At 51.4% G+C, this 26570-nt stretch carries 24 protein-coding genes and 1 pseudogene; 17 read left to right on the top strand and 8 right to left on the bottom strand.

Annotation, left to right across the window (positions count from 1 at the left end):
- Window positions 1-17: 17 nt before the first annotated feature.
- Window positions 18-818, top strand: coding sequence for a 5-deoxy-glucuronate isomerase (gene iolB / locus P0X86_RS18755; RefSeq protein WP_192571533.1), 801 nt, complete (start codon window positions 18-20; stop codon window positions 816-818).
- A 136-nt stretch (window positions 819-954) separates the two neighbouring features.
- A complete protein-coding gene (locus P0X86_RS18750; RefSeq protein WP_176502415.1) occupies window positions 955-1965 on the top strand; it encodes a LacI family DNA-binding transcriptional regulator in 1011 nt (336 codons plus the stop codon).
- 230 nt (window positions 1966-2195) lie between these two features.
- On the opposite strand, the gene P0X86_RS18745 is transcribed toward P0X86_RS18750, so the two are convergent.
- The gene (locus P0X86_RS18745) at window positions 2196-3176 is read right to left on the bottom strand and encodes an oxidoreductase (RefSeq protein WP_192571534.1); all 981 of its coding nucleotides are present in this window, start codon (window positions 3174-3176) and stop codon (window positions 2196-2198) included.
- 169 nt (window positions 3177-3345) lie between these two features.
- Here P0X86_RS18745 and P0X86_RS18740 point away from each other — a divergent pair, with 169 nt between their 5' ends.
- The gene (locus P0X86_RS18740; protein ID WP_015735878.1) at window positions 3346-3762 is read left to right on the top strand and encodes an Lrp/AsnC family transcriptional regulator; all 417 of its coding nucleotides are present in this window, start codon (window positions 3346-3348) and stop codon (window positions 3760-3762) included.
- 188 nt (window positions 3763-3950) lie between these two features.
- Here P0X86_RS18740 and P0X86_RS18735 read toward each other — a convergent pair whose 3' ends face one another.
- Window positions 3951-4559: a TetR/AcrR family transcriptional regulator gene (locus tag P0X86_RS18735; RefSeq protein ID WP_015735877.1), complete on the bottom strand. Its 609-nt coding sequence runs from the start codon at window positions 4557-4559 to the stop codon at window positions 3951-3953.
- A gap of 222 nt (window positions 4560-4781) precedes the next feature.
- On the opposite strand from P0X86_RS18735, the gene P0X86_RS18730 reads away from it, so the two are divergent.
- The 4 genes from P0X86_RS18730 to P0X86_RS18715 all read left to right on the top strand — a co-directional run bounded on the left by P0X86_RS18730 (window position 4782) and on the right by P0X86_RS18715 (window position 9076).
- Window positions 4782-5540, top strand: a complete 759-nt coding sequence (locus P0X86_RS18730) for an SDR family oxidoreductase (RefSeq protein WP_096774172.1) — start codon at window positions 4782-4784, stop codon at window positions 5538-5540.
- A gap of 189 nt (window positions 5541-5729) precedes the next feature.
- On the top strand, window positions 5730-7733 hold the full coding sequence (locus P0X86_RS18725) for a Na+/H+ antiporter (protein WP_277746171.1): 2004 nt from the start codon (window positions 5730-5732) through the stop codon (window positions 7731-7733).
- A 129-nt stretch (window positions 7734-7862) separates the two neighbouring features.
- Window positions 7863-8312: an RrF2 family transcriptional regulator gene (locus tag P0X86_RS18720; protein WP_096774170.1), complete on the top strand. Its 450-nt coding sequence runs from the start codon at window positions 7863-7865 to the stop codon at window positions 8310-8312.
- Window positions 8313-8434: 122 nt separating this feature from the next.
- On the top strand, window positions 8435-9076 hold the full coding sequence (locus P0X86_RS18715) for a nitroreductase family protein (protein ID WP_090908614.1): 642 nt from the start codon (window positions 8435-8437) through the stop codon (window positions 9074-9076).
- A 103-nt stretch (window positions 9077-9179) separates the two neighbouring features.
- Here the strand turns inward: P0X86_RS18715 and P0X86_RS18710 are convergent, their stop codons facing one another.
- Complete coding sequence (locus P0X86_RS18710) at window positions 9180-9818, bottom strand: TetR/AcrR family transcriptional regulator (protein ID WP_192571537.1); 639 nt, start codon at window positions 9816-9818, stop codon at window positions 9180-9182.
- Window positions 9819-9987: 169 nt separating this feature from the next.
- On the opposite strand from P0X86_RS18710, the gene P0X86_RS18705 reads away from it, so the two are divergent.
- The 6 genes and pseudogenes from P0X86_RS18705 to P0X86_RS18680 all read left to right on the top strand — a co-directional run bounded on the left by P0X86_RS18705 (window position 9988) and on the right by P0X86_RS18680 (window position 17730).
- Window positions 9988-12225: an MMPL family transporter gene (locus tag P0X86_RS18705; protein ID WP_277746170.1), complete on the top strand. Its 2238-nt coding sequence runs from the start codon at window positions 9988-9990 to the stop codon at window positions 12223-12225.
- Between the two features lie 136 nt (window positions 12226-12361).
- Window positions 12362-12844: a tetratricopeptide repeat protein gene (locus tag P0X86_RS18700; RefSeq protein WP_096774167.1), complete on the top strand. Its 483-nt coding sequence runs from the start codon at window positions 12362-12364 to the stop codon at window positions 12842-12844.
- Between the two features lie 213 nt (window positions 12845-13057).
- Window positions 13058-13306 carry a hypothetical protein gene (locus tag P0X86_RS18695; protein WP_277746169.1) on the top strand — a complete coding sequence of 83 codons (249 nt, stop codon included), beginning with the start codon at window positions 13058-13060 and terminating at the stop codon, window positions 13304-13306.
- 231 nt (window positions 13307-13537) lie between these two features.
- Window positions 13538-15325 (top strand): annotated as a pseudogene (locus P0X86_RS18690) (ABC transporter ATP-binding protein).
- On the top strand, window positions 15322-17178 hold the full coding sequence (locus tag P0X86_RS18685) for an ABC transporter ATP-binding protein (RefSeq protein ID WP_213578969.1): 1857 nt from the start codon (window positions 15322-15324) through the stop codon (window positions 17176-17178). Before P0X86_RS18690 ends, P0X86_RS18685 begins: the two are co-directional and overlap by 4 nt.
- 75 nt (window positions 17179-17253) lie before the next feature.
- Window positions 17254-17730, top strand: a complete 477-nt coding sequence (locus P0X86_RS18680) for a GNAT family N-acetyltransferase (RefSeq protein ID WP_277746168.1) — start codon at window positions 17254-17256, stop codon at window positions 17728-17730.
- Window positions 17731-17866: 136 nt separating this feature from the next.
- On the opposite strand, the gene P0X86_RS18675 is transcribed toward P0X86_RS18680, so the two are convergent.
- Window positions 17867-18712 carry a chemotaxis protein gene (locus P0X86_RS18675; protein WP_145038061.1) on the bottom strand — a complete coding sequence of 282 codons (846 nt, stop codon included), beginning with the start codon at window positions 18710-18712 and terminating at the stop codon, window positions 17867-17869.
- 244 nt (window positions 18713-18956) lie between these two features.
- Here P0X86_RS18675 and P0X86_RS18670 point away from each other — a divergent pair, with 244 nt between their 5' ends.
- Complete coding sequence (locus P0X86_RS18670; protein WP_036660854.1) at window positions 18957-19784, top strand: sensor histidine kinase; 828 nt, start codon at window positions 18957-18959, stop codon at window positions 19782-19784.
- The gene (locus tag P0X86_RS18665) at window positions 19781-20440 is read left to right on the top strand and encodes a response regulator (RefSeq protein ID WP_277746167.1); all 660 of its coding nucleotides are present in this window, start codon (window positions 19781-19783) and stop codon (window positions 20438-20440) included. The genes P0X86_RS18670 and P0X86_RS18665 overlap by 4 nt, the downstream gene beginning before the upstream one ends.
- Before the next feature lie 74 nt (window positions 20441-20514).
- Here P0X86_RS18665 and P0X86_RS18660 read toward each other — a convergent pair whose 3' ends face one another.
- From P0X86_RS18660 to P0X86_RS18650, 3 genes are all read right to left on the bottom strand, one after another.
- On the bottom strand, window positions 20515-20862 hold the full coding sequence (locus P0X86_RS18660) for a hypothetical protein (RefSeq protein ID WP_015735863.1): 348 nt from the start codon (window positions 20860-20862) through the stop codon (window positions 20515-20517).
- Between the two features lie 257 nt (window positions 20863-21119).
- On the bottom strand, window positions 21120-22826 hold the full coding sequence (locus P0X86_RS18655; RefSeq protein ID WP_015735862.1) for an ABC transporter ATP-binding protein: 1707 nt from the start codon (window positions 22824-22826) through the stop codon (window positions 21120-21122).
- Between the two features lie 62 nt (window positions 22827-22888).
- The gene (locus P0X86_RS18650) at window positions 22889-23233 is read right to left on the bottom strand and encodes a hypothetical protein (protein WP_096774160.1); all 345 of its coding nucleotides are present in this window, start codon (window positions 23231-23233) and stop codon (window positions 22889-22891) included.
- Window positions 23234-23453: 220 nt separating this feature from the next.
- Between P0X86_RS18650 and P0X86_RS18645 the strand changes: the two genes are divergently transcribed.
- Window positions 23454-23933 carry a nucleoside deaminase gene (locus P0X86_RS18645; RefSeq protein ID WP_096774159.1) on the top strand — a complete coding sequence of 160 codons (480 nt, stop codon included), beginning with the start codon at window positions 23454-23456 and terminating at the stop codon, window positions 23931-23933.
- A 44-nt stretch (window positions 23934-23977) separates the two neighbouring features.
- Here the strand turns inward: P0X86_RS18645 and P0X86_RS18640 are convergent, their stop codons facing one another.
- Window positions 23978-24760, bottom strand: a complete 783-nt coding sequence (locus P0X86_RS18640) for an arylamine N-acetyltransferase family protein (protein WP_192571543.1) — start codon at window positions 24758-24760, stop codon at window positions 23978-23980.
- A gap of 119 nt (window positions 24761-24879) precedes the next feature.
- On the opposite strand from P0X86_RS18640, the gene P0X86_RS18635 reads away from it, so the two are divergent.
- The gene (locus tag P0X86_RS18635; protein WP_277746166.1) at window positions 24880-26529 is read left to right on the top strand and encodes a DUF4901 domain-containing protein; all 1650 of its coding nucleotides are present in this window, start codon (window positions 24880-24882) and stop codon (window positions 26527-26529) included.
- Window positions 26530-26570: the final 41 nt, after the last annotated feature.

Below are 26570 nucleotides of genomic sequence, written 5' to 3'. Positions count from 1 at the left end.
AAAGGAGGAGAAAGACCATGCCGAACTTCATTGTACCCGCAACGACTCCGGACCGGGAGGGATGCGTGCTGTCGATTACGCCGCAGACGGCAGGATGGGAGTACGTAGGCTTCCAGGTTTTCCGTTTGAGCGAAGGCCAGACGCTGAGCCGGGCCACGGGAGATCAGGAGGCGGCCCTTGTTCTGCTGTCCGGGCGGGCCGACGTGAAGGCCGCGGGAGAAGGCTGGGACAACATTGGCAAACGCATGAGCGTGTTCGAAAAGACGCCCCCCTTTACCGTTTATGTGCCTTCGAAACAGCAATATGAGGTCAAGGCTCTTACTGAAACGGAGCTGGCGGTGTGCCTTGCCCCGGGGCAAGGGAATCATCGGGCACGTCTGATTGAGCCGCAGGATGTGGGCGTCGAGAACCGGGGCAGCGGCAGCATGTCGCGCCTGGTGCACAATATTCTGCCGGAGCAAAAGCCGGCCGACAGTTTGCTGGTGGTCGAGGTGTTCACGGACGGAGGCAACTGGTCCAGTTACCCGCCCCACAAGCATGACCGCGACGAGCTGCCGGAGGAGTCGCTGCTGGAGGAAACCTACTATTTCCGGATTGAGCCGGAGCAGGGGTTTGCCGTGCAGCGGGTCTACACGGATGACCGGTCGCTGAACGAAACGATGGCGGTCAAAGACGGCGAGGCCGTGATGGTCCCTGAAGGCTACCATCCGGTTTCCGCCCCTCCGGGTTATGACGTATATTACCTGAACGTCATGGCAGGTCCGAAGCGAATATGGAAATTCCGCAACGACCCGGATCATGACTGGCTGATGAGATAAAGTCAGATAAGATCCAGGCAAGGGTTCTTGATTGAATGTTTGCAGGCGGCATTAACGATAAATCGGCCTTGCGCTAAAAGAGAGGAAGGCGCATAATAAATTGAAATTCCAAAATTAAACAAATGGAGCACAAGGGATGATAAGAGCGACTATTTATGACGTTGCGCGCGAAGCCGGCGTCTCCATTGCCACCGTTTCTCATGTCATCAACGGCAAGGGCAAGATCAGCCGCGAACGGCGTGAGGAAATTCTGGATATCATGAAGCGCCTGAACTATCGGCCGAACGCGATTGCTTCCGCCCTCGCCGGCAAAAGAACCTTTACTCTTGGATTGCTCGTTCCCGATATCTCCAACCCGTTTTTTGCCGAGATGGCTCGCTCCGTCGAGGATCAAGGACATCAGCTCGGTTACAGCGTGATCATCTGCAGCACGGACAACCAAGAAGAGAAAGTAAAGCGCTACGTTAATCTGTTGAGGCAGAAGCAAGTGGATGGCGTGATTATCGGGACGGGTATATCCCATGGCGAGCTGCTTAAGCCGCTTCAAGAGCATTCGCTGGCGATAGCGCTTATTGCCCGGGACAATCCTGCGCTTGATGCCAGCAGCGTCCGGGTACATGACCTGGAGGGAGGACGGCTGGCTGCGGAGCATCTGCTACAATTGGGTCATCGCAGACTCGCAGTGCTTGCTGAGAATGAACGGGTGACAAGCAGCAGCGAGCGGGTAAGGGGATTTGTTGAAGCTGCCGCTTCACACGGTTTGGAGCTGTCCCCCGGCTGTATTGCGGCCTGTGACCATAAGATCGAGGATGGTTACCGACGAGCTAAAGCCATGCTGGAGCTAGCGGTAAGACCCACGGCACTGTTCTGCTGCAACGACCTGCTGGCGGTCGGTGCCCTTCGGGCGGCCCGCGAACTCGGACTGCGCGTACCGGAGGAATGTTCGGTCGTCAGCTTTGACGATACGATTCTGGCCAGCGTCACCGATCCGCCGCTGACCGTTATTGCCCAGCCGATCGAGCAGATGGGCCGCATGGCGGTTGATCTTGTCGTAAGGGGGCTGTCCGGCAAGGGTGATCCTGCCCGTCGAATCGTGCTCCCCCCGGAGCTGATCGTCCGCCAATCGACGACCCTGCCGCCGGCTTAAGATGTTTCGATCCTGACGGTAATCTAAACCTCCTGTCCATTTGCTACAGCAATGGGGGCGTATGATCACGGTTTATTGAGGAGGATCGGCAAATTGGTTCAGATGCAAAATTGATCGGCTTCAAGAATAGGCCGTCTCCAAGGGGAGTTTCAAGCTCCCTGTGGAGACGGCCTTTGGCTTTTCTATTGAATTGCGCAAGTTAACGACTAAGTTGCTTGAGTTCGCAGTCATTAAACTAAGGTCAGCATTTTTTTACCGAAATTTGCATCTTCCAGCAATGGGCGGCCGATGGCTATCATATCTGCCATCCCATCTGCTAGAATGAAATTGGCGAACGCCTGGGTGCGTATATTGCCGACCGCGATTACCGGAATGTTTACATATTGTTTGATCACCGCCGCATAAGGTGTTTGGTAGCCTTCCGGCGTGGCTAAAGGCGCAGCAGGAACGAGACCGCCTGAAGATACATGCACGGCATCCAGTTCGGACTGAAGGTACGTCAAGGCCAGCGCAACCTCTGCCGGCGTCAGGCCGCCATCGGCAAAGTCGGATGCAGAAACCCGCAATTGCACCGGGTAGGCGTTTCCTACTTCGGTACGGATGCCCGCCAGAACTTCATGGATGAAGCGGACTCTGTTTTCAAGGCTCCCACCATATGCGTCCGTTCGCCGATTCGACAGCGGAGAGAGGAATTGGTGGAGGAGATGACCATGGGCGGCATGAAGCTCGATTCCATCAAAGCCGGCCTGGAGGCTTCGGCGGGCAGCCATCCGGAACTGGTCGATGACCGCGTTAATGTCCGCTTGGGACATCGTTTCGGGAAGTCCATATTGATCATCGTAGGCAATCGCACTAGGAGCCAGACTTTTTTCGGTGACGGTAGGCCATGCTTTTCTGCCAGCGTGGGTCAATTGGATGAAGATCGGCGTTCCTTTCGCATGGACCGCATCGACAATTCTGCGTAGGGAATCTGCATGCAGTTCGGTATATATTCCAATATCGTCCGGGAACAACCGGCCGTTTGCCGACACGACGGTAGATTCGATAATGATCATACTGACATGTTCCGCCCGTTCACTGTAAAATTTCACATGATAATCGGTTGCATGAGAATCCGGCGTTCCTTGATTTTGCTGCATAGGAGCCATGATCATTCGGTTCTTCAATTGTAAGGTTCCGATTCGTATGGAATCGTGTAGGCTGATCATCATTGTATTTACCTCCTAGAATGTGGCTTGTTAACCTAGTTCCATTGTACAAATCAGAGCCGGATAGTTACAGATGATAATCAAGGAATTCCTACCGTAATACTTTGAAATCATAGCTGTTTCGTACATTCGACTTGGAAATTGTAGTTGGGAAGGCAGGGAGTGTGTAATCATGGATCAAATTGATCTTCAAATCTTGGAGCTGTTAAAGCATAATGCAAGAATCTCCTTCTCCGAATTGGGGAGAAAGGTCAACATGACGCAGCCTGCGGTATCCGAGCGTGTGAAGCGTTTGGAGGAGAAAGGCGTAATTACAGAGTATCGTACGGTTCTTTCAGCTGAAAAAATGGGGAAGGGCGTAACGGCCTTCATCCTGATCCAGGCCAGTCATTGCGGCCGTCTGACGACATTCGCCAAACAATCGCAGGAGGTCGTCGAGATATACCAAGTCAGCGGTCAATACAATTTTCTGATGAAAATCGAAACAGGTTCGATGAAGTCTCTCGAAACCTTTATCTATCAGTGCAGCGAGTATGGGCATACAACGACGATGACGGTCCTATCCATGCCTTTAGACCAACAAGAATAAGAATCCGGTTGTAAGAAAAGCGGGTTCATGATCGATTAACCGCTGAGGAACCTGTGAAGGAAAGGAGAAAGCGTATTTTAAATGGTGTTCTATGGCAGATCGACGTTGAAAAACCATGAATCCTTTCACTTGCTTAAGAAAGGGCTCATGGTTTTTCTACTTACTTATCAAGGTTATCAACGCCGATTTCATGTAGGGTCCGTCCGCTTGATCTGCGTCCTAACGCTTCGCGGCCTCCAGTTGATCATAAGAATCAGCTGATCCCTCATATAAGGGACGGAATAGTGGAAATTGTTCTCGATCCAGTGGAATACCAGGCCGATTAAGGCGTTCATATTATAAATGATGAGAAGTTCATGATTGAGCTCTTCGCCCGGATAGTCCAAATCCTCCAAGGCGATTTGCTTAAGGGCGGTGAACATTTTATCCCGGACCAGCGGCAGCACATCGCTTTTGAACAGGGACGTGTACACGCCGGCATTTTGATGGATATGGTCGAATATTTTGACCGCGTTGGCGGGCAGCTCATCGATATGAAAAACGTCGACATCCCCGTATGGAGCTCTAAATGAAGCGATTAGCTCCTCCATGAGCGGAGTCAGGATATCATCCAGCAGAGCCTCTTTGTTGTCATAGTGGGTATAGAAGGTACCTCGATTATAGTTCGCCGATTCGACGATTTCCGTGATGGAAATGCTGGAGAAGCTTTTTTGCGAGAGCAGCGACAGCAGCGACTGCTTTAAAGCCTCTTTGCTGCGGACGATGCGCCGGTCGCTCCTTTTTCTGTTCGTTTGCATAGGCAAGAGTCCTTTCGGTGAAAATATAACGAATTTAATTATTTCAAATATAAACAGATCCCCGTATTTTGTTCGTTAACGCACACTTTTGCGTTTTTTAATGATTGTGACCTATATCATACTTTGATTATACTAGATTTGACATATGTCTGGTATTGAACAGCTGTTGATATATTGTGCCTGATATTAAAATTTGATCAACGAATAATGGGGGTATGAAGCATGAGATTATCTGGTAAAGTTGCGATTGTAACCGGGGCTGCTTCCGGAATGGGAAAAGCGACGGCAGAATTGTTTGCTGCAGAAGGCGCTAAAGTCGTGGTGTCCGACCTTCGGCTTGAGGCGGCGCAAGCCGTAGTGGACGGAATCGCAGCGAATGGCGGCACGGCCTTGGCTGTGGCCGCGAATGTTGCCAAGGAAGAAGAAGTGCAGCAGTTGGTGGACGCCACCGTTAAAGAATACGGAACGCTTGATATCTTGATCAACAATGCCGGCATCATGGACAATTTCGTACCGGCAGCGGACGTGACGGATGAGCTGTGGGACCGCGTATTCGCCATCAACGCAACGGGGCCGATGAGAACCATTCGTAAAGCATTGCCGATCTTCTTGGAGAAGAAAAGCGGAGTCATTGTGAACATTGCTTCTGCCGGAGGCCTGATGGGGTCCAGGGCAGGCGCTTCGTATACGGCGGCCAAACATGCCGTGGTCGGCTTGACCAAAAATGTCGGCTTCCAGTATGCGACGCAGGGCATCCGCTGTAATGCGGTTGCTCCGGGCGGCGTCAGCACCAATATCGGCACCACCATCAACGCGCCGAATTCGTTCGGCATGGAACGAGCCATGGCCGGCATGAACCTGAACCCGCGGGCGGGCGAACCGGAAGAGATCGCGAAGGTGGTATTGTTCCTCGCTTCGGACGAAGCCAGCTTTGTCAACGGCACCGTCGTCACAGCCGATGCGGGCTGGACTGCTTATTAATACGAAACGACTGGTTAAATAGGCTTCCTAAAGGACACTCTTTAGGGGCCTTTTTATGATCCAGGCAAAAGGCTGAAACTTTACCGCGTCATTAATAAACCATCGTTATTCTACACAACCTAAACCCGTCTATTGAAAGGCAGTGAATGTTACATAGATGAATCCCCTCAGAAAAGGAGCGAATGCAGGGTGGAAATATTTTTAATGGTCCTTATTTTTCTGGTTTTGATCGGGATCTCCAATATGATCCATCGATTTCTGCCGTTCATTCCGGTCCCGCTGATCCAGATCGCCCTCGGAATCGGGGTGGCCTATGTCCAAGGTTTTCATCATGTGCCGCTGAATCCCGAATTGTTCATGGTTCTGTTCATCGCGCCGCTCTTGTTCAATGATGGAAAGCTGACCCCGCGCGACGAGTTATGGAAGCTGAGATCGTACATCCTGCTGCTGGCGCTGGGTCTCGTATTTGCTACGGTCTTCATCGCGGGGCCTTTCATTCACTGGCTCATTCCGGCAATCCCGTTATCGGCGGCCTTCGCCCTGGCAGCGATACTGTCGCCTACGGACGCGGTAGCGGTAGGCTCCTTGTCGGGTAGAGTGAAGCTGCCGGGTAAAATCATGCATTTGCTTGAAGGCGAAGCTCTGATGAATGATGCATCCGGTCTGGTTGCATTCAACTTTGCAATTGCAGCAACGGTGACGGGTTATTTCTCCCTGACGAAGGCTATCGGCAGTTTTTTGGTTATCGCGGTCGGAGGAATCATCATCGGTGCATTGCTGGGATTTCTTGTGATCTGGTTCAGAATGCTGCTGCGCCGGCTCGGTATGGAGGATGTCACGCTTCATATGTTGATCATCATCCTGACGCCGTTTATCATTTACCTCATAGCCGAGGAGTTTCATGTATCCGGGATTCTGGCCGTCGTTGCGGCGGGCGTCACCCACGCAGTGGAGAGGGATCGCATGCGCTCGGCGTCCATCAAGCTCAGAGTGGTATCGGACAGCACCTGGTCCGTCATTCTTTTTACGCTAAACGGATTAGTGTTCATTCTGCTAGGGCATGAAATTCCGGGCGTCGTGAATCAAATATGGAGTGACCCTGCCTATAATAACGGACAAGTCATCGGTTACATATTTTTGATAACGGCTGTGCTGATATTGCTGCGATTCGCATGGGTATGGGTATCAACGAACCGTCAGTTCAAATCTTCCCTGCTGACGGCCCTCTCGGGCGTTAGGGGAGCATTGACGCTGGCCGCGGCCTTCTCCATTCCGCTGACCCTTGCGGACAACCGTCCTTTTCCGGAGAGAAGCTTGATGCTGTTTATCTGTGCGGGCGTCATTCTCTTAACCCTGGTGATCGCGAGTGTCCTGCTCCCGCTGTTGACCCGGGAAAAAAATGCCGATACGGCGACGATGATCGATCCTGGAAAAGAAGCACGGATTCAAATGCTCCAGGCGGGTCTTCGCACCGTACGGGAAGAAATGACCGACGAGAACAAGGAAGAGGCAGTCCAGCTCATCTATGCGTATACCAAGCGGCTTCAGCAATCTCATATCACGGATAAGAGCGACATGAAGGAGTTCTGGGAAGCCACGATCGCAGTTAGAAAAATCGGCCTGGCGGCGGAGCGAAGCGTTGCCGAAGCATGGCTTAAGGAACATAAAGCCTCAACGCGAGCAGCCGAGCTGTTCCTATCCTCGCTTGACAGAGTCGAAATGCTGCTTGCCAGCCGATACAAAATCAAGCTGTTAATGAGAACATTATGGCAGAATTTGAAGCGCTTGCTGACAAACAACGAGCCCAAAGAAGTGCCGATGTCTCCGGATCATCCGGATTGGGACCAGTATAAGGCGTTGAAGCTCGAGGCCATTCGTGCGGCGATCGTCGAGATTCAAGCGGTGAAGCCGGCGGAGAAGAAGGAAATCTTGCAAGCTGTAATCGCGGATTATCGTGCAATGGAGCATTTTCTCCAGAACGATCGCGTTTGGAGCCGAAGAAAACAGAAGCTGAGCAGTGAACGCATGGAACTGGAACTTAAAGCGATTCAATCCGAGCGTAACGAGATTCAGAGCATGTTCGAGCAAGGCGATATAGACCGGACGCAGGCAAGCCAGCTTAGAATGGACGTGAATTACCGGGAGGCGAATTTGTTTGAGTCGCAAGCGCTGGTCGAGGACGAGGGCCATTAAGCAGCGGCCCTTATGTTCTTGAAGGAGTGTCAGGATTACGTTACAATAATGAAAAGCTGGATGGGAACATCTGCTTCTGCCGGTGAGTACCCATTCAAGGGCTTTTTATTCTAAAAAGGGGGTAGGAACATGAGCATAAATAAAGAAGCGGCCTCCAAAAAATCGACAATGGCCTGCCCGTCCACCTATAAAACCTTCAGTATTGCCGTGCAAGCGCTTGTGACCCTTGAGCGTCACTCCGGCAAGTGTTCTAGCGGCGATATCGCATCGTATCTCCACTCGGAGTCGACGTTGATTCGGCGCGTGCTGAAAACTCTTGCCCAAGCGGATCTGATTGAATCGCGTGAAGGAAGGGACGGGGGATACCGTCTGAGGAAGAATGCCCACGATATTTCGCTGGCTGAAGTATACTCGATTCTTCAGGTTCACAGCTCGATTAGCGACAGCATGCTGGACGCGGCAGCAGGGCATTGTTTTGCCGAGGAAATCAAGGAGTCCTTTGCCGGCATCTTGTCCGAGATTGAGGAGAGCACCTTGAAAATACTGGAGTCGCGCACGATCGCGGACATCGCTCAATGAACCCTTCTAAATTGGGTTGACAAAGAATTTAGGTGTGCTTTATACTGTGCATTAAACAACACAGTTAAGTCGCGATATAAACTGTGCAGAATATTGCACAATATAAATTTGGAGGGATAACCATGTCTGCAACAACGACAACAAAACCCGATTTTCAAACGGTGATTCAGGAACGCCACTCGGTTCGTCAATACGACCCGTCGGTGAAGATTCCAAGAGAAGAGATGGAAGCGATCTTGAAGGATGCTACACTGGCGCCTTCTTCAAGCAACCTGCAGCCATGGCGTTTTCTTGTGATCGATGATGCGGACCTCTTGAAGAAGCTGCATCCGATTGCCAACAATCAGGAGCATGTTCTTCAAGCATCGGCCGTCATCGCTGTATTGGGCGATCTGAAATGGTATGAGAAGGGCGAGAAAATTTATTCCATGTCTGAAGAAGCCGGTTATATGACCGAAGAGGTGAAGCAGCGCTTCATTCATACGGCCGAAAATATGTATGCGAACCTGGCTCCGTCCATTAAGGAAAGCATCGTGGACGTGGATGCCGGACTGATCTCCATGCAGCTGATGCTGAGCGCTCGCGCCAGAGGATACGATACCGTTCCGATGGGCGGATATAACAAGGATCGGTTTGTGGAGGAGTTCCATATTCCTTCCCATTACCGCAGCGTGATGCTGATCGCCATCGGGAAAGCAGCCGCTCCAGGCCGTCCGACGGTAAGATTGCCGCTGGAAGACGTTGCGTTCTGGAATGAAATCTAAACAGGCATCAAAAAGAACGGAGGTCATTAACAGACCTCCGTTCTTTTTGGTTGTAGTCGTTGAAACTCTTCTAGTCTAGAAATTTGCCCGATTATGCTTGGAATTACACATCGAGATTCTCGTTGGAAGGCCTTACAGCCCCATGCAGGAATAAATCAACGATGTCAACAGCCATATCACGGGAGCTGGCATAACCGCTTCGGGTGTCTTCACGATTGCCCAGCATCAGCATGGCCGAGAAAGCCTGTGCCATTAGCAAGGCGTTGCCTTCCCGAAGCTCGCCCGATTGCATGGCTTGATGAATCTGTTCGGCAAGGACTTCATGAATCCGCTGTTCCGCCTCACGGATAGCGGCCATTTGCTCCTTAGACAAGAAAGGCTCCGCTTCCCGCATCATGGTCTCCATTTCGGCATGAGGCTTGGCAATCTTCGCTTCGGCTACCCGGATCAATCCAGCCTCTAGGGTATCGGCTTCCTGCAAAAAGCGATGTGTAGAAGCATAAGCTTTATCTAGAATCGTGGTTACCGCTATTTTAAACAGCTCGGGTTTACTTGTGAAATGATAATAGATGGAAGCCTTGGTCACTTGGCAAGCCTTCGCGATCTGCTGCAACGATACGGACTCGTAGCCATTCTCCATGAACAATTTGGAGGCGGTCCAGAGGATCGTTTCCTGGATGGGAATCTGATCGGCAGCTGCTTTGGGACGTCCGGGATTTCGGGGGTTACGTATTTTTGTCATGATGACCTCCTGTGTATAGTGTAAGACATGAGGGGCGCATTTTCAAAATAAATATTGAATATTAACCGACCGGTATATATAATTAATTTGCAATGTTGCATCGAAAGGTTTACGAAGGAAGAACCATGATGAAGTACAAAGACTACGTAGGAATGGAGAGGATCTGCATATGCACGGATCAGGACCGAATTACGGAAAATGGGTAGCGGGAAAGCGAAGCAAATGGGTCACGCTCTGTGTATGGATACTCATCGCGCTGGCGTTGAATTTGCTATGGCCGGCTGTTGGAGATAAAGAGGATAACAATGCAGCCAATCTGAAGGAGGATGTTCCGTCCGTCGTAGCGGAAGCGATGGCCGACAAGGAATTTCCGAGCAACGGCGGCGTGCCGGCTCTCGTCGTATGGCATAAAGAAAGCGGATTAAACGAAGAGGATCTGACCAAGCTGCAGGAATTGACGGCAAGCCTTGAGTCCGATCCGCTCCCGTATCAGACGTTCGTCGTTCCTTTCCATCAGCTGCCTCCGCAAGCCTTAAGCGCACAGTTATCAGAGGATCGGAGCACGCTGGTGATGCCTGTATTTTTTGAAGAAGATCAGGAGACGGACCAGCTTAAGGAAGGAACGGCCGAGCTGGAGAAGCGGTCGGAACAATTGCTGGGCAGCAATCCGTTTCAGGCTGCCGTTCAGAGCGGAGACGGAATCAGCGCTCGCGTAACGGGACCGGTGGGAATATCTATTGATGCAACCGGATTGTTTGAGGATGCCGACGTATCGCTCATGATTGCAACCGTGCTTCTTGTTCTGATATTGCTGCTGTTGATTTACCGTTCACCGATTCTGGCCCTGATTCCTTTGGTTGCGGTCGGCTTTGCGTATATGGTAACAAGCCCGATTCTCGGGTTCATGGCGGATCAAGGCTGGATCACGGTGGATTCCCAGTCCATCGCCATTATGACCGTGCTGCTCTTTGGAGCCGGAACGGATTATTGCTTGTTCCTGATCTCGAGATTCCGCCAGCTGTTATGGCACGAGCCCGATAAACGCAAGGCCTTGTTTCAGGCGATTACCAGCTCATCAGGCGCTATTGCGATGAGCGGCTTCACGGTTGTATTGTCTCTGTTCGCGCTGCTGCTGGCTCAGTACGGGGCATATCAACGTTTTGCCGTGCCTTTCAGTTTGTCGATTCTCATCATGTTTATAGCCAGTCTGACATTGGTGCCCGCATTGTTGGCTATTTTCGGCAGAGGTTCGTTCTATCCTTTCATTCCGAGAACCCCGGAGATGCAAGCGGAACGCGCCCGGAAAAAAGGAAAGCCGGTTCCTGCCCCTCACAAGGAGAAGGAGAGCCGGATCGGCCGCTTGGTGACAACGAAGCCTTGGACCGTCGTTTTGGCAGCATTGGTATTACTGGGTGGACTCGCGACGTTCTCGTCCCAAATCAAGTTCACTTACGATCTCTTATCCTCTTTCCCTGAGGATGTACCTTCGCGTGAAGGATTCGCCGTCATCGGCGAGCAGTTCTCGGAAGGAGAGCTTGCGCCGGTTTGCGTGATGGTGGACAGCGGGGGGCAAGCTTTGGACCTCGAGGAGCGGCTGAAAGCGCTGGATTACGTGGATCGCGTATCCGAGCCGCAGAATGGGGCCGAGAATAACGATATCATCGGTTATGAAATCGAGCTGTCCATGAATCCTTACTCCATGGAAGCAATGCAGCACATTCCGGATCTTCGGGAGATCGCGGAGGCTTCACTGGAGAAGGCAGGTGTCGGCAATCCGGCCGAAGCCGTGTGGATCTCCGGTCAAACGGCTACCCAGTACGACACCGAGATCGCTGGCGAGCATGATGCCAAATTGATCATCCCCGTCGTTATCGGCTTGATTACGCTGCTCTTATTGGTGTATTTGAGATCCGTTGTAGCTACCGTTTATCTGATTGCAACCGTCATTTTGTCTTACTTCTCGGCCCTCGGGCTTGGCTGGATCATCATTCATTACGGCCTGGGCGCCGAAGCCATCCAGGGAGCGATTCCGTTGTATTCGTTTGTGTTCCTGGTTGCGTTAGGCGAGGATTACAACATCTTCATGATCTCGAGCATATGGCAAAAGCGGAAGCAAATGCCGCTGAAGCAAGCGATCAAAGAAGGCGTTGGAGAGACCAGCTCGGTGATCACCTCGGCCGGCTTGATCCTGGCAGGAACCTTTGCCGTACTGGCCACGCTTCCGATTCAAGTGCTGGTACAGTTTGGGATCATCACGGCCATCGGGGTTATGCTGGATACGTTCATCGTGAGACCTTTCCTGGTACCCGCAATCACGACGCTGTTGGGCAAGTGGGCGTTCTGGCCGGGCAAAGCCCATATGGCGGCTGAGGAAAAGCCAGCTTTGAACGTTGAGAACAAAGCATAAACATTAGCAGCCTGTGACACCCTCCTCATCTTTAGACTATTTATAAGATGAGGCGGGTGTTGCATTTTGACCAGTGCGGATGGCGTCTGGTAAGATAAGGTAGGAAACGCGGATAAAACTCAGAGGGATGTGCCCCATGACAACGATACAACAAGCCATTGAACTTCGTGCCGAAGGCAAACCGGAGGAAGCGAAAAAAATTCTCCTTGAGCTGCTGCCCCAATCCCCGGATGATCCGGATATCCATTATCAGCTGGCCTGGGTGCATGATATGATGGGCCTTGAGAGCGAAGCGGTTCCTTATTACGAGAAGGCGATCTCTTTAGGGCTGAAGGATCCCGAACGGTGCGGCGCCTTGCTTGGACTTGGAAGCACATACCGCACATTGGGGATGTACGGCAAATCCAAGGAGACATTCGAGCAGGGACTGCGGGATTACCCCGGGGCGCGGGAGTTCAGGGTGTTCTACGCGATGACCTTGTACAATTTGCGACAGTATGACAAGGCGATGGAACTGCTGCTTAGAGAATTAAGCGAAACCAGTAATGACGAGGGGACCAGGAGCTACCAGAGAGCCATTGCTTTTTATTCTGATAAGCTTGATCAGGTTTGGAAATAAACGTTATCGGCATCACTTTATTATTCTTGTTAGGCGAACGATTCGTTCGAGTCTATGAAAAAACAATGTTATGCATCCAGCCCAAAGACGGACTATCATGAAATTGATCCTATCGTCACTTGCTTAACTGAATTTTAGATTGCTTTCATCTCTCACTAAGGTTCGGACCTTATACTAAGTATGTCACTACAAGTGATGGAAGGAGCAACGACGATGAACAAGAAAAACAAAATGAGTATGTGGTCGATCGGATTGGGAAGTGCTTTTTTGATGATGATGTTAGCCAACCATGATAACGTTCATGATGGTGAAGCCCGAACCGGTATCGCTTCGAATGGAGTCAGATCCAACGTAGCCATTCAATCTGTCGACAAGAACGCAGCCGTTACAACCATGCCTGAGAAGCAGGAAATAACCCCTGAAATGATCAATCAATTCTTGAAAATAGTTGCAGAGACATAAGAAATCTTGATTCCTATACGTAATCTGTTAGAAGACCAGCTCCCATGCCGAGGGGCTGGTCTTCTTGGCGTGATCCAGAAGCTAGGGCTCAGGTTTTACTTGGTGCTGGTGCGTCCCATAACGATTTCTAGTAATTTATTTGAAAAACGGGAACCCACGTTCTTGTCATATCTTACCATGGAGCTTATTATTATCAATAGGGTTAACCGAAGCGGAGGGATTATAAACGAAATGCAAAGCGATCACACGTTAAACAGCAAGCGAAGGACCACGGGGATTGGGATGTATCGGGAGATGCTCGCCAGGTACGTATTCCCCCATAAGAAGCTTCTGGCAGCCCTGACGGTGCTGCTGTTATTTTCCATTGGACTCCAATTGATCAATCCGCAGATCATCCGGTATTTCATCGATACGGCTCAAGGAGAGGGAAGCCTGACCTCCCTTTATTATGCGGCAGGATTTTTTATTCTCTTTTCATTGCTTCAACAAGGCGTTTCCATAGCGGCTGCTTATTATAGCGAGAACCTGGGCTGGACGACCACCAACAAGCTTCGTGCCGAGTTGGCGGAGCACTGCCTGTCGCTGGATATGAGCTTTCACAAAACCCAAACCTCCGGATCTCTAATTGAACGGGTGGATGGCGATGTGAATGCGCTCGCCAATTTCTTCTCCAGTTTCATTATCCATCTGTTCGGCAATCTGATCCTCATGCTCGGGATCCTGGCTTTGCTGTATCGGGAGAACTTCTGGATCGGCCTTGTCATGACGGTGTTTGTGGTCGGCAGCATTTACGTCATTCAACATATCCGGCGATTTGCGATACCGATCTGGAAGCGGTGGCGCGAGCTGAATGCGGATTTCTACGGATTCATCGGCGAGCACCTTGAAGGAACCGAAGATACGCGTGCCAACGGGGCGGCCGGATATGTCATGAATCGATTTTATGAGATGGCCAGGCGGATGCTGCCGGTTCGCGTTCGTGCGTTCATCGGATTTTTCTTGATGTGGAGCACCACGATATTGGTGTTTGCGCTTGGCAATGCAGCGGCTTTTATCGTGTGCGCCATACTGTGGAAGAACGGACAGGGCGGCTTGACGATCGGCTCCATCTATCTCGTGTTTTATTATACGGAGCTGCTGGCCAAGCCTATTGAGAAGATTCGCACCCAATTGGAGGATTTGCAAAAAGCGGATGCCAGCTTGATGCGGGTCCGCGACCTGCTTGCAACCGAGCCCAGGATCAAAGACGGCCCTGGCGCGCCGCTTCCGTCAGGCCCATTGTCGGTGGAATTCCGGAACCTTAACTTCGCTTACGAAGAGGGCGGGCAGGCTACGCTTGAAAATCTGCAGCTGCGCCTTGAGCCGGGCTAGACTCTTGGGCTGCTCGGCCGTACAGGCAGCGGCAAAACGACGATCGCACGCCTGCTGCTACGCTTCTATGATCCACAGGAGGGAAGCATCGAGCTGGCGGGAACCGATATTCGAGGCTGCAAGCTCCATGAACTAAGGCGGAAGGTCGCCATGGTCACGCAGAATATTGAGATTCTTGAGGGAACCGTCCGGGATAATCTGACCTTGTTTGATGAAGGCATAGCCGATACCCGTATTATATCCGTGTTAGAAGAGCTTGGACTAGGGGATTGGTACGGCTCGCTTCCCGAAGGGCTGGATACCAATCTGGCTTCTGGAGGCGGAAGCCTGTCTGCGGGCGAGGCCCAGCTGCTGGCGTTTGCACGCGTATTTTTGACGGATCCGGGTCTTGTCATTCTTGATGAGGCTTCCTCCCGGCTTGATCCGTTAACGGAATACCGGATCGAAGCAGCCATTTCGCGTCTGCTGCAGGAGAAGACCTGCATTATAATTGCCCATCGTCTGGCTACGGTTCAGCGCGCCGACCGGATTCTCATACTGGAGAACGGAAGAATGCTCGAAAGCGGCCGCAGGGAAGAGCTGGCCTCAGATCCGCAATCGCGGTTCAGCCGCATGCTTGCCGTTGGAATGGAGGAGGTGCTGGCATGAAAACTAGGCATTTTTTCTGGCGGTTGATTATGTACCGCCCGGGGTTGTACCTCATCAACCTGTTCGCGTGGTCCCTTATCCATATGGCCCCGCTTGTGCCCGGACTGTTAACCAAGGCCTTCTTCGACCATTTGGAAGGCACTTATTCTTTTCCTTACGGCGTTTGGGCGATTGCGGTGCTGCTTATCGGCGCTGCCTTGGCACGGATTGCGCTGATCTTCGGCGGCTTTATGACAGACGTGCATTTCCGCTTCCGCATCAGCACCTTGCTCCGCCGCAATATGCTGTCGCATGTCATGAAGGAGCCCGGCGCGCGAGCGATCCCTTGCTCGCCCGGAGAAGCCATCAGCAATTTCCGGGATGACGTGGATCAGGCCGAAGAAGCGACGAGCTGGTCAGTAGATACATTAGGGCTTGTCGGTTTCGTCATTGTCGCCAGCTGGATTCTCATATCCATCGATCTGCAGCTTACGATTCTCGTGTTCGTTCCTTTGATTCTGGTGGTGACCGCAGCCCAGATCGCAACCGCGCGCATCCAGAAATACAGGGCGGCAAGCCGGGAATCGACCGCCAAGGTAACCGGGGCGATCAGCGAAATGTTTGCCAACGTGCAGGCGATCCAGGTCGCAGGAGCGGAGAAACGCGTGGTGGAGCGTTTCGTAAGTCTGAGCGAGAAACGGCGCCAATCCATGGTGAAGGATAAACTTCTGACGGAAACTTTGTCCTCCGTATTCACGAACTCCGTTAACCTCGGTACCGGCCTGATCCTCGTGCTCGCAAGCCTTAAGATGCGAAACGGCGATTTTACCGTCGGGGATTTGTCCCTCTTTGTATATTATTTAACATTTGTTACCCAGCTCATATCGAACGTCGGCAATTTCATGACGTATTACAAGCAGATGGGCGTCAGCTTTCAGCGCATCAAATCCATGCTGCAAGGAGCACCGGCTTCTCTGCTTACCGCAGCCCATTACATTGGTATCGGCAAGGTTAAGAGCAAGCGAACCCATGAAGAGAATTCCGGTCATCATGCCGCAGGATATGGGCAACCGCATGGGGCATCCAATCACGCTGCCGGCGCTCCGATCGAAGACGGGATGGAAACGGCATATATCGAGGCACCTCCGCTCTCGCTGCTGGAAGCGCAAGGGCTGTCGTACCAGTATCCCGAAACCGGACGGGGCATTTCGAATATCAATCTGAGACTCGCGCGCGGTACCTTTACGGTCGTAACCGGGATGATAGGCAGCGGAAAAACGACGCTGGTTCGCACATTGCTGGGCTTGCTGCCAGCCGAAAAGGGCGAAATCCGATGGAACGGCGAAAGGGTAACGGAGCCGGCTGATTTCTTCATACCGCCACAAAGTGCTTATACTGCGCAGATCCCAAGGCTGTACAGCGACAAACTGCGCAACAACATTCTGTTGGGTATATCCGAGCAGCCGGGCAGTCTGGAACGCGCGCTTCATGCGGCCGTAATGGAAGAAGATATCAAACATCTGCAAAATGGGTTGGAGACGATGGTGGGTCCGCGCGGAGTCAAGCTGTCCGGCGGTCAAGCGCAGCGGACAGCCGCGGCAAGAATGTTGGTACGGGATGCGGAACTCTACGTATTCGACGATTTATCCAGTGCATTGGATGTTGAGACGGAGCGCAAGTTATGGGAGAGGCTGTTCAGCGAGCGCGGAGGTGCGACTTGTCTTGTGGTATCGCATCGGAAGGCTGCGCTTAACCATGCTGACCATATCATCGTGTTGAACGGCGGTGAGATTGAGGCCGAGGGCACGGCGGAGCAGCTGCTGGCTTCCAGCGAAAGCTTCCGACAGCTATGGTACGGCGAAGAAACAGGATAATTAGGCGGGAACAAATGTTCAACGCGAAGAAGACTTGATTAAATCAACGTCACCTTGACAGAGGAGTGAGGGCCCATGCCAATCGCAGAACAAATCCAGCTTGTTGTCCGCACGGCAGAACATCTGCCCGTCTTGAAAGAATTCGAGCTACCGGAGGACCAAGTCCAATTCACCTCTCATCCGAAAGAAGTTTTAAACCTAGGGGAAGGTCAGTTTCCCATCGTCATTTTAGCTGATGGTCATCCTGTCGGTTTCTTTATCCTGCATGCTACGGAGCGCGTCAAGGAATATACAAGTCATTCTCATGCGATGCTGTTGACTGCTTTATCCATTGATCAAAGACAGCAGCGTAAAGGTTACGCCAAACGAGGGATGCTTGCGCTGCCAGCGTTCATTAGGAGAGAATTTCCTTCCTGCAATGAGGTGGTGCTGGTCGTGAATCATAAGAATGTACCGGCTCAGCAGCTGTATGCAAGTGTTGGTTTCAAAGATACAGGCAGAAGAAGAATGGGGCCGATCGGAGAGCAATGGGTGATGAATCTAACCATCTGATATAACAGCAGTTTTCTAAAGTGAAAAACATGCTGCCATCTTCGATCAACGTTGGAATTGGTGCTTAAGTTCATTCTATGATCGGATCATCATATAAGAGCAATGCCGCAAAGATCCTATGTCTTTGCGGCATTGCTTATTTAACCTGATTTATGCTTCGCCAGGTCGCTTCCAATTGCGAAGCGATATATTCGAGAATCGGTTTACTGTAGAAATATCCGCTGTGCGACAACGGATTCCAGCTTGTCAGCCAGTTACCCACGTTAACGGATATGTCTTGGCGTACCGTGCGGTCATACTCTTCGTTAATGCTTTTGAGGGGGTAAGCAAGGATATCGTCTTTATCATAGAAATTGACCCATTCACCCAGCAGATGTTCATAATAGAGCTTCAGCTGAGCTGAAGGAACCACGATCGGCTTGTCAAAGTCACGATAACGCATGCTCCACAGCGGCAAAGTGGTTCCGAGCGAATAGAACAAGGTCAGAAGTTCTCCTCGCTCCAGCGGTGCTTCGGGATTAACGACCAGACGATGCCCGCGGGAGGAAAATTGCAGATCGTAGAAAAAATTGCTGGCGATCACGGACCCCAAGCTATGGGAGATTACGCATAACGGAGCACGGGGGCCGGCTGACAGGGCAAGGCGGTGCAGCGCCTCGCTGATCGTCCGATGAATGGCCTCGTAGTTCTGATCTTCGGATTCCACGGGCTGATAAGCCACGGCATCCGCCAGATTGTTGATTACGTACTGCCGGAGGTGCTGATAACGTAAACGGTAAGGTTTAATGCTGCTGCCGATTAATTCATCCTCGCGTGCCGCAAAAACATCGGCCCAATGTACGGCCTCCATGGCCAACTGCTCATGCGGGATGCCGGAGGTCCGGGAGAAGGTGTCCCTCAAGTTTTTCATGAATTTGTCCGCATAACTTTTCTTTTGTGTTCCCAATCCGTGTACAATGATCACTGCAATTTTTTGCGTCATCCAACTGCAGCCCCCTTCATCGGAAATGGAATGAATGGATATCTTTTACTCTTTATAAGCGATTAGCACTTGAATTGTAAATAGGTTATTACAGCACGAGAGAATCCGGCGATTATTCGTAGCTCTATTGAGTCATTCCGCTCATGAACGATTTTGGTTACAATGAAGGGATAACCAATGGTAACATGGTAGGAAGAAAGGCGGGGTCATTACATTACTTTTATATTGAAATAGGAGGCAGGGTATGTCTTATAAACAAATGAAATGGTTGATACTCATCATTCCAACCTTGACGATTGGCATATGGGAATATGTTCGCCATGAGTTCCTGCTGCCTTATATATCGATGGATCTTGGCAATCTGCTGGCACCTGTCATCGTTTTTTTGGTTTCCATACTGTTCCTTACCCAGTTATTTTCGTTGATTGAACGGAATCAAGAGGAGTTGAACCGATCGAGGGCATTGCAAGCAGCCATGCATGAACGGGAGAAGATCGGCCGGGAGCTCCATGACGGAATCGCCCAATCCTTGTTCCTGCTGAACGCCCAGATCGACCGAATCGAGAAGTCAGGCCGTACGGGGGACATTCCGTATCAGGAAATCAAGGAAAGCGTTCATCGTACCAACACCTACGTAAGAGAGGCTATTGCGAATCTCCGCTACCCGGCAGATCCGCAAGCCATTCCGTGGATGCACAGCATGAGCAGCCTGATCGAGGAAATCAAGCAGGAGACGGACCTGCATTTCGACATCAAGTGGGGAATTCCGGACGCCATGCTGTCAGCCAAAGAAAAGGTGGAGCTGCTGGCTTCGATCAGGGAATCCTTATTGAATATCCATAAGCACGCCGAGGCAAAACACGTCAAGATTACCGCGAATACAACGGATTCGGGCTGGCATTGCACTGTCACCGACGATGGAAAAGGCTTTGATCTGGACAAGCCGCTCGGTAGCAACCGGTATGGTATCAAAATCATGAAGGATCGGGCCGAGGCCATGGGCTGGAAGTTCCAGATGGAAAGGCGGCACGACCAGACGATTATCAACATCAGGAAGGAGAGCACAGCATGAACAGTCAACCTTTTCGCGTGTTAATCATCGATGACAGCGATCTGGCAAGAGAAGGAATTCGCACCATTTTGAGCAGCGATCCGACCTTTGAAGTCGTGGCGGAAGGGCAAAGCGGTGAGGATGCCCTGGAACTGACCGAAATATGGATGCCCGATATCATCTTGATGGATATTCAGATGCCCGGCATGGACGGTTTGGAAGCGACCAAGCGGGTGAAGGACAAGTTCCCTTACGTTAAGATCGTTATGGTCACGGTATCCGACGACATCGCCCATTTGTTTGATGCCCTGAAGCGTGGAGCCCAGGGGTATTTGTTAAAGAACTTGAATCCCGAATCATGGCACGAGTACCTGAAAGCCATTGCGGTGGACGAAGCACCGGTGAGCAGGGAACTCGCGTTCCGCATCCTGAAGGAATTTTCGCAATACGACAAGCCGGACCCGAGCAAAAGTCCCTTAACGGCGCGGGAAAAGGAAATTCTGGGACTCGTCGCCGAGGGATTGTCCAACCGCGATATTTCGAGCGACCTTTGCATTTCCGAAAATACGGTCAAGAACCATTTGAAGAACATTTTGCAAAAGCTGCATTTGGAAAATCGGGTACAGCTGACCCGCTATGCCTTCGAACAAGGCTGGATGGGGAAGAGACAGCGATAACCATGGTACCGATGTCCGAAGGATGTTGGCGAAGAATGAATTTAGGCAAAACAGGCATCCGTGCGCAGGGGCGCTCATTTCTGCTTCACCAGAAAGATCCCGAGCGCAATAATGCCGATCCCCGCCCAGTTTTTCCAGGTGGGAACCTCCTTCAGGAACAAGTAAGCCACGCCCAACGATATCAGGATCTCCAGACATTTGGAGAAGATCAACGTGTACCCCAGCTGATCGGTGGCTTTGTAACCAAAGCGGATCCCGTACCCGATGCACATATTGGCAATGACAAAGAGCGGAAGCATCCACAACTGAAACTGCAGGGTAGGCCAGAACAGATGCTGGATATGCTTGGTTTGGTACGAGAAGACCAGATTGATGATCGACAGTCCGCCGAAGAGCAAACCGACACTGTAGATATAAAACATATAGCCCTCCTGTAACGATGGTCTTTGTAGTACGCCATTAATGTTTCCCTGCGACAACTTTCTTATCCATGGACAATTTGCAAGGATCCTCTCAACAATATTCTGATTGCTCAAAATCAGCAGGATGCTTCTTATAGGTGCGCGGCAAAAAAAGGATGACTCCCTTTCGCTGGGAGCCATCCTTTTCAGTATTAATGCGGGATGTTCATTTCTTGCAGGCGAATCTTCATCCACAACCAAACCATTCATCGGCTTCATTAGTGAACTTGGTGAAGTCTGCTGTACGCACCGCCGGAGTGAATCAATTCCTGATGCGTGCCTTGCTCGGCAATGCCTTCCGAATTGACGACGATAATTCGGTCCGCGCTCTGAATGGTGGTCAGTCGGTGAGCGATCACTAGCGTTGTTCTGCCGACGGACAGCTCAGCCAGGGACTTTTGGATTTGCGCTTCCGTCTCCGTGTCCAGTGCCGAGGTAGCTTCATCCAGAATCAAGATCGGCGGATTCTTCAGGAACATTCTCGCAATGGACAGACGCTGCTTCTGGCCGCCGGACAGCTTAACCCCGCGTTCCCCGATGACCGTCTCCATGCCGTCCGGCAGGCTTCGGATCAGTTCATCCAACGAAGCGCGCCGTGCGGCTTCCCAGATTTGATGGTCGGTTGCATTCAAGTCGCCGTAGGCGATATTGTCACGGATCGTGCCGGAGAACAGGAACACGTCCTGCTGCACGATACCGATATGCTTGCGCAGGTTTTGCAATTTGATATTCCGGATGTCGATCCCGTCCACCGTGATCGAGCCCTGATCCACGTCATAGAAACGGGGGAGTAGGCTGCAGATCGTGGTCTTTCCGGCACCGGACGGCCCGACGAATGCAACCGTTTCTCCGGCACGGATCGTCAGGTGAATGTTATTCAGTATCGTTCGGGAAGGCTCGTACCCGAAGGTGACGCCTTCGAAGCGGATATCTCCCCGTACCGATGAAAGGGATACGGCATCAGGCACATCGGCGATTTCCGGCTCGGTATCCATGATTTCCAGGTAGCGTTTAAAGCCGGCAATGCCTTTGGGATAACTCTCAATAACCGCGTTGATCTTCTCGATCGGACGGAAGAAGATGTTGGAGAGCAGCAGGAATGCCATGAATTCGCCCATCTCGATTTTGCCTTGAATGAAGAACCATGCGCCGCAGATCATCACGAATACCGTGATCAAACGCATCAGCATATAGCTGACGGACGTGCTTTTTGCCATCGTTTTATAAGCCAGCAGCTTGGTGGCGCGGAACTGCTTGTTCTCTTCCTGAAACAGCTTATTCTCATGCTCTTCGTTCGCAAACGATTGAACCACGCGGATGCCGCCGACATTGTCTTCGATGCGGGCATTGAAATTGCCCACGTTTCGGAACAATTGACGATAAGTCGTGGTCATTCTGCCGCCGAACTTAATGATCAGCCATGCCATCAGCGGCACGATAATAAAGGTCAGCAGCGCAAGCTCCAGGTTGATGTAGGCCATCAAGGAGAAGGAACCGAGCAGCGTCATGACGGCGATGAACACGTCTTCCGGGCCATGGTGGGCCACTTCGCCGACGTCGTTAAGATCGTTCGTGATACGGCCCATCAGGTGGCCGGTTTTGTTGTTATCAAAGAAGCGGAAGGACAACTTCTGAATGTGGGAGAACATTTTCTCCCGCATGTCCGTCTCGATGTTGATGCCGAGCATATGTCCCCAGTACGTCACGATATACTGCAGCGCGGTATTCAGCGCATAGATGGACAGCAGGACGATGCAGGCAATCAGGATAAGCGGCCAATCCTGGCTGGGCAGCAGCTCGTCGATGAATTTGCTGACGGCAAGCGGGAAAGCAAGCTCCAGCAGTCCCGCAATGACGGCGCACGTAAAATCCAGTACAAACAGTCCCTTATAGGGCCGATAGTATGAAAAAAACTTTCTAATCAAAAATCATCACGCTCCAAGTCCTACCTCTGTCATGGTTATTGGTTTATCAATGGCCTGGGCCATTATTGCTGGCCGTCCTGAGACTGCCTCGTATCATACAATTCAAAAGCCTGAATGTACTCCTGAATGATCTGGTCCACCGCTTTCAGCTCTCCGCTGACCACGTCCCGAATAGCTTGCAGGTCCGGATCATTGACCTGTTTCTTCAGGGTCTCCCGTTTCACAACCAGGTTGTCCAGAAAAGAGAGCGCACGTCCCCGGCGGAACGTTTGCGCCATCTTCCCGCCTTCCCTGCCGCCATGCCCTTCCTCGCGCCGTCTTCCGTGGCGTCCGCCTTGCCGGTGGCTGTCCCGGTCGCGATGCTCCGACCGGCTCTGGCCCGGCATAGGTGGTTCCTCTTGCCGCATATAACCAACCTCCTTCAACCTCAAATGTATACGTTTGTATACCAATACTCGTGATTGTATACGTTTGTATACGGTTCGTCAATCCATTTTAGCGAAAAGGTTGGAAAATGAAGGAGATCGAAAGAAGATATGCTATGATGAGAGTTAGCCGCCCGGTCGATCAGGATGTTTGATTACGCACACCGGGAACGGGATGAACATGGGAAGGGAGCTGTACATAATGAATGATCATAATCATGAGTACTGGATGCATCAGGCGATTGCAGAAGCCCATCGAAACGTTCAACATGTGGAAGGAGGTCCGTTTGGGGCGATTGTGGTTAAGGATGGCCAAGTGATCGGCAGGGGCCGTAATTTGGTTACTGCGTTGAACGACCCTACCGCTCATGCCGAGGTGCAAGCCATACGGGAAGCCTGCCTGCATTTAGAGGATTTTCAATTGAAAGGTTGCACGATCTATACCAGCTGCGAACCCTGTCCGATGTGCCTGGGGGCTATATACTGGTCAAGGCCCGATGCCGTTTATTATGCAAGCACGAAGCAGGATGCGGCCGAGATCGGGTTTGATGATCATTTCATATACGATGAAATCGCCATGCCGATGGATCAGCGTTCCATCCCCATGAAGCAGGTTCGGACAGCGGATTATTTGCTGCCATTCCAAGCGTGGAGCTCTGCGGAGCGAAAAATTGAATATTAATCGTAAAAACCGGGCTCCCTGCTAGGGGGAAGCCCGGTTTATTGTTATTTATCGATAGGGATACCGAAATAAGTATGAAGCGCTTCGGCATATTCCTGTGGATTTCCCGGTTTAAAGGTGTGGACGCCGCCGGACTTGTAGATTCTGAACTCGTCGTCATCCACGGTGTTTCTGCCTTCAGCGGTACGTATGGATACCCGGGCCGTTTTATTAAACGGTGAATCGGGGGCATGCTCGCACCAGAAGGAGGTGGTGATGAAATCTTTCGGTAGATTAGGTTCTTCCGTAAAAGAGAAGACCGGATCCCAGGCATCTTTTTTCCACTCCTCGAGCATCCAGCCATAAGCCTCGGTCTGAACCAGCCGGTAGGTTTCGTTCCCCTGGGTTTGTTCCAGGCCATCTACCAGCTCCAAAGGGTGGCGAGGTCCGGCGCCTCCCACTCCGACGTCGGCAATATATCGCTGGTCTTCGATATCCACCTGCAGGATATGGTGCCGCCGCTTAGCAGGCGTATCGGTCTCATCCCGCCAGAAGCGACCGAAGTAATGAGTGACCTTAAAGCCCAGTTCCTGCAGCAGCCAGCCAAACAACGCATTGAGCTCGAAGCAGTATCCGCCGCGATGGCGGGTGACGATTTTATCGTAGAGATGGGGAACATCCAGGGAAAGCGGAATTCGGTCAAGGATATCGAGATTTTCATAGGGGACGGTATGCACATGCTGCTCCTGCAGCCTGGCGAGCATATAAGCGCTGTTCACAATCGGGCCCGTATATCCAATACGGTCAAGATACTGGTTAACGTCCAGGCCATATGTCGGGTTACTCATTCGATCACCGCATCTTTCGTAAATTGTCAGCTTGGTAGAAGTAAGCCGTATATAATTATATACTTTATATCATAAAATAGAGCTTTCTAATAGAGAAGGAGAAGGAGGCAAAGCGGGATATGACCATGGATATCCAGGCGCTCCGGGCAGCTGCAGGAACGATCACCTTCATACCTGAGCATTATGAACTTGTCATGGAGGATAACACCCCTAAGGGGTTCGATGAAAAAGAGAGAACGTTTATTTGGGAGGACCCTCATTCCGAGAACAGCCGAATTGAGGTTTCATTAAGCCTGGAGACCGGTCAGCTGATGAGGCTTCAAATCGATCAAGAGCGTGATGACACGATACGGGGAAGCGCGATAGAGGCAGGAAGCACGACGGAGCAGGCAGCGGACATAGCTAAAGCGTTCATGATCCGGCATCATCCGAATTATGCAGCGCTTACCTGGATTCGATCAGAGATCAAACGAAACTATGTTGAGATTGAGTTTAGGGCAGAGGTCGGCGGATTGCCGCTGCCGCGCTCCGGTTGTGAGATCCGGCTTGACGCCGATTTCAATATCGTGCTTTACAAGGCGGAAGAATTCCCGGGAATGGAGCTGCCGGTTTGGCCGGACAGGCTGCTCGTTAGTGCGGAGGCTGCGAAGCAAAGGATCCTTCAGGATATGGAGATGCAGCCCATCATAACCACACTGTATCCCTCTATATATGACATGGAGGGGGAGGAGGATCAACATCGGCTGGTTTATGAACCGATTCAGGGGCGTCGTAAGATCGATGCCGTTACGGGCGAGCCCTTACATAACCTGCAGCATGATTTGCTGCCGCCGACTGTTTCAATCACGCCTGCGGATCCCGGTAATTTAGATAACGCCTATACTGTTAAGCCTGTTCTCCCATCAAGGACCGGAACCGAACATTCAAGCCCAGATGAAGATTCAGATTTAATTCCATTCTGGGAGGCCCAGCTGGGCATTGATACGGAGCGGTATGTTCTGGATCGGCCGAGGGGAGACGATCAAAACCTGATATTATTGTACTTTGATAAAAGCGATATGAACGAGGATGAAGCGGATCAATCGGCAACCGATCCGTTATCGGTGGACCGATATTTTGAACGACGATGGGGAAAAACGCTTCGCAATCTTCAAGCAGCTTACATGATACATATAGATAAGGCCACAGGCAGATTAGAGGCGTACCATTATAAACCGGAAAGCTCCGACGGAGAGACGGTGCTCACTCGCGAGCAATGCTGGGAACGAGCAGAGCTGTTCTTGCAGAGATTTTTTCCGTCATACGCCAAGTATTTGCGACTGGAAGTGAAATGGGATTGGAAAGACGGGGTAACGAACAGTGAGCAAGAGGGAGATGAGGGCGAAGCAGAGAAGCGAGATCGGGAATTCTTCCACTTGCCGCTGTATATGGATCAATACCGGGTACGTCTGGAGCGTGTAAATATTTGCGTAAGCACGATGACGGGAGAAGTGCTTCTGTACCGCAGTGTGTCTCATGAGAAAATCCGTGAGCTTGAGGCTTGCAAGTTTACGGCCGCGGTTTCTGCGGGTTCGGCGCTCGCACGATATGCGGAACAGCTGGATGTGTCGCTCAGGTGGTATATGGATGGTGATGACGGCACGGCCCACTACCGGTTAATCTATGATCCCGTGCACAAGAGACGAGCCAAAACAGGAGTAAGCGTTTCAGAGTATCTTTTGGAATATATAGATGCCGTGAGCGGAGAACTGATATGGTCCAAATTGTGAGCCATTGAGCGATGCTGAATCGTTGGCATGGGTAGTACCAG

Source organism: Paenibacillus sp. BR1-192 (assembly GCF_029542445.1).
Taxonomy (GTDB): Bacteria; Bacillota; Bacilli; order Paenibacillales; family Paenibacillaceae; genus Paenibacillus_AQ; species Paenibacillus_AQ lautus_A.
This window is presented reverse-complemented; position numbering and strand designations above follow the sequence as displayed.

Excerpts from the sequence above, each read along its gene's own strand:
- iolB (WP_192571533.1), top strand. The coding sequence starts at position 18 with ATGCCGAACTTCATTGTACCCGCAACGACTCCGGACCGGGAGGGATGC.
- P0X86_RS18750 (WP_176502415.1), top strand. The coding sequence starts at position 955 with ATGATAAGAGCGACTATTTATGACGTTGCGCGCGAAGCCGGCGTCTCC.
- P0X86_RS18745 (WP_192571534.1), bottom strand. The coding sequence starts at position 3,176 with ATGATGATCAGCCTACACGATTCCATACGAATCGGAACCTTACAATTG.
- P0X86_RS18740 (WP_015735878.1), top strand. The coding sequence starts at position 3,346 with ATGGATCAAATTGATCTTCAAATCTTGGAGCTGTTAAAGCATAATGCA.
- P0X86_RS18735 (WP_015735877.1), bottom strand. The coding sequence starts at position 4,559 with ATGCAAACGAACAGAAAAAGGAGCGACCGGCGCATCGTCCGCAGCAAA.
- P0X86_RS18730 (WP_096774172.1), top strand. The coding sequence starts at position 4,782 with ATGAGATTATCTGGTAAAGTTGCGATTGTAACCGGGGCTGCTTCCGGA.
- P0X86_RS18720 (WP_096774170.1), top strand. The coding sequence starts at position 7,863 with ATGAGCATAAATAAAGAAGCGGCCTCCAAAAAATCGACAATGGCCTGC.
- P0X86_RS18715 (WP_090908614.1), top strand. The coding sequence starts at position 8,435 with ATGTCTGCAACAACGACAACAAAACCCGATTTTCAAACGGTGATTCAG.
- P0X86_RS18710 (WP_192571537.1), bottom strand. The coding sequence starts at position 9,818 with ATGACAAAAATACGTAACCCCCGAAATCCCGGACGTCCCAAAGCAGCT.
- P0X86_RS18705 (WP_277746170.1), top strand. The coding sequence starts at position 9,988 with ATGCACGGATCAGGACCGAATTACGGAAAATGGGTAGCGGGAAAGCGA.
- P0X86_RS18700 (WP_096774167.1), top strand. The coding sequence starts at position 12,362 with ATGACAACGATACAACAAGCCATTGAACTTCGTGCCGAAGGCAAACCG.
- P0X86_RS18695 (WP_277746169.1), top strand. The coding sequence starts at position 13,058 with ATGAACAAGAAAAACAAAATGAGTATGTGGTCGATCGGATTGGGAAGT.
- P0X86_RS18685 (WP_213578969.1), top strand. The coding sequence starts at position 15,322 with ATGAAAACTAGGCATTTTTTCTGGCGGTTGATTATGTACCGCCCGGGG.
- P0X86_RS18680 (WP_277746168.1), top strand. The coding sequence starts at position 17,254 with ATGCCAATCGCAGAACAAATCCAGCTTGTTGTCCGCACGGCAGAACAT.
- P0X86_RS18675 (WP_145038061.1), bottom strand. The coding sequence starts at position 18,712 with ATGACGCAAAAAATTGCAGTGATCATTGTACACGGATTGGGAACACAA.
- P0X86_RS18670 (WP_036660854.1), top strand. The coding sequence starts at position 18,957 with ATGTCTTATAAACAAATGAAATGGTTGATACTCATCATTCCAACCTTG.
- P0X86_RS18665 (WP_277746167.1), top strand. The coding sequence starts at position 19,781 with ATGAACAGTCAACCTTTTCGCGTGTTAATCATCGATGACAGCGATCTG.
- P0X86_RS18660 (WP_015735863.1), bottom strand. The coding sequence starts at position 20,862 with ATGTTTTATATCTACAGTGTCGGTTTGCTCTTCGGCGGACTGTCGATC.
- P0X86_RS18650 (WP_096774160.1), bottom strand. The coding sequence starts at position 23,233 with ATGCGGCAAGAGGAACCACCTATGCCGGGCCAGAGCCGGTCGGAGCAT.
- P0X86_RS18645 (WP_096774159.1), top strand. The coding sequence starts at position 23,454 with ATGAATGATCATAATCATGAGTACTGGATGCATCAGGCGATTGCAGAA.
- P0X86_RS18640 (WP_192571543.1), bottom strand. The coding sequence starts at position 24,760 with ATGAGTAACCCGACATATGGCCTGGACGTTAACCAGTATCTTGACCGT.
- P0X86_RS18635 (WP_277746166.1), top strand. The coding sequence starts at position 24,880 with ATGACCATGGATATCCAGGCGCTCCGGGCAGCTGCAGGAACGATCACC.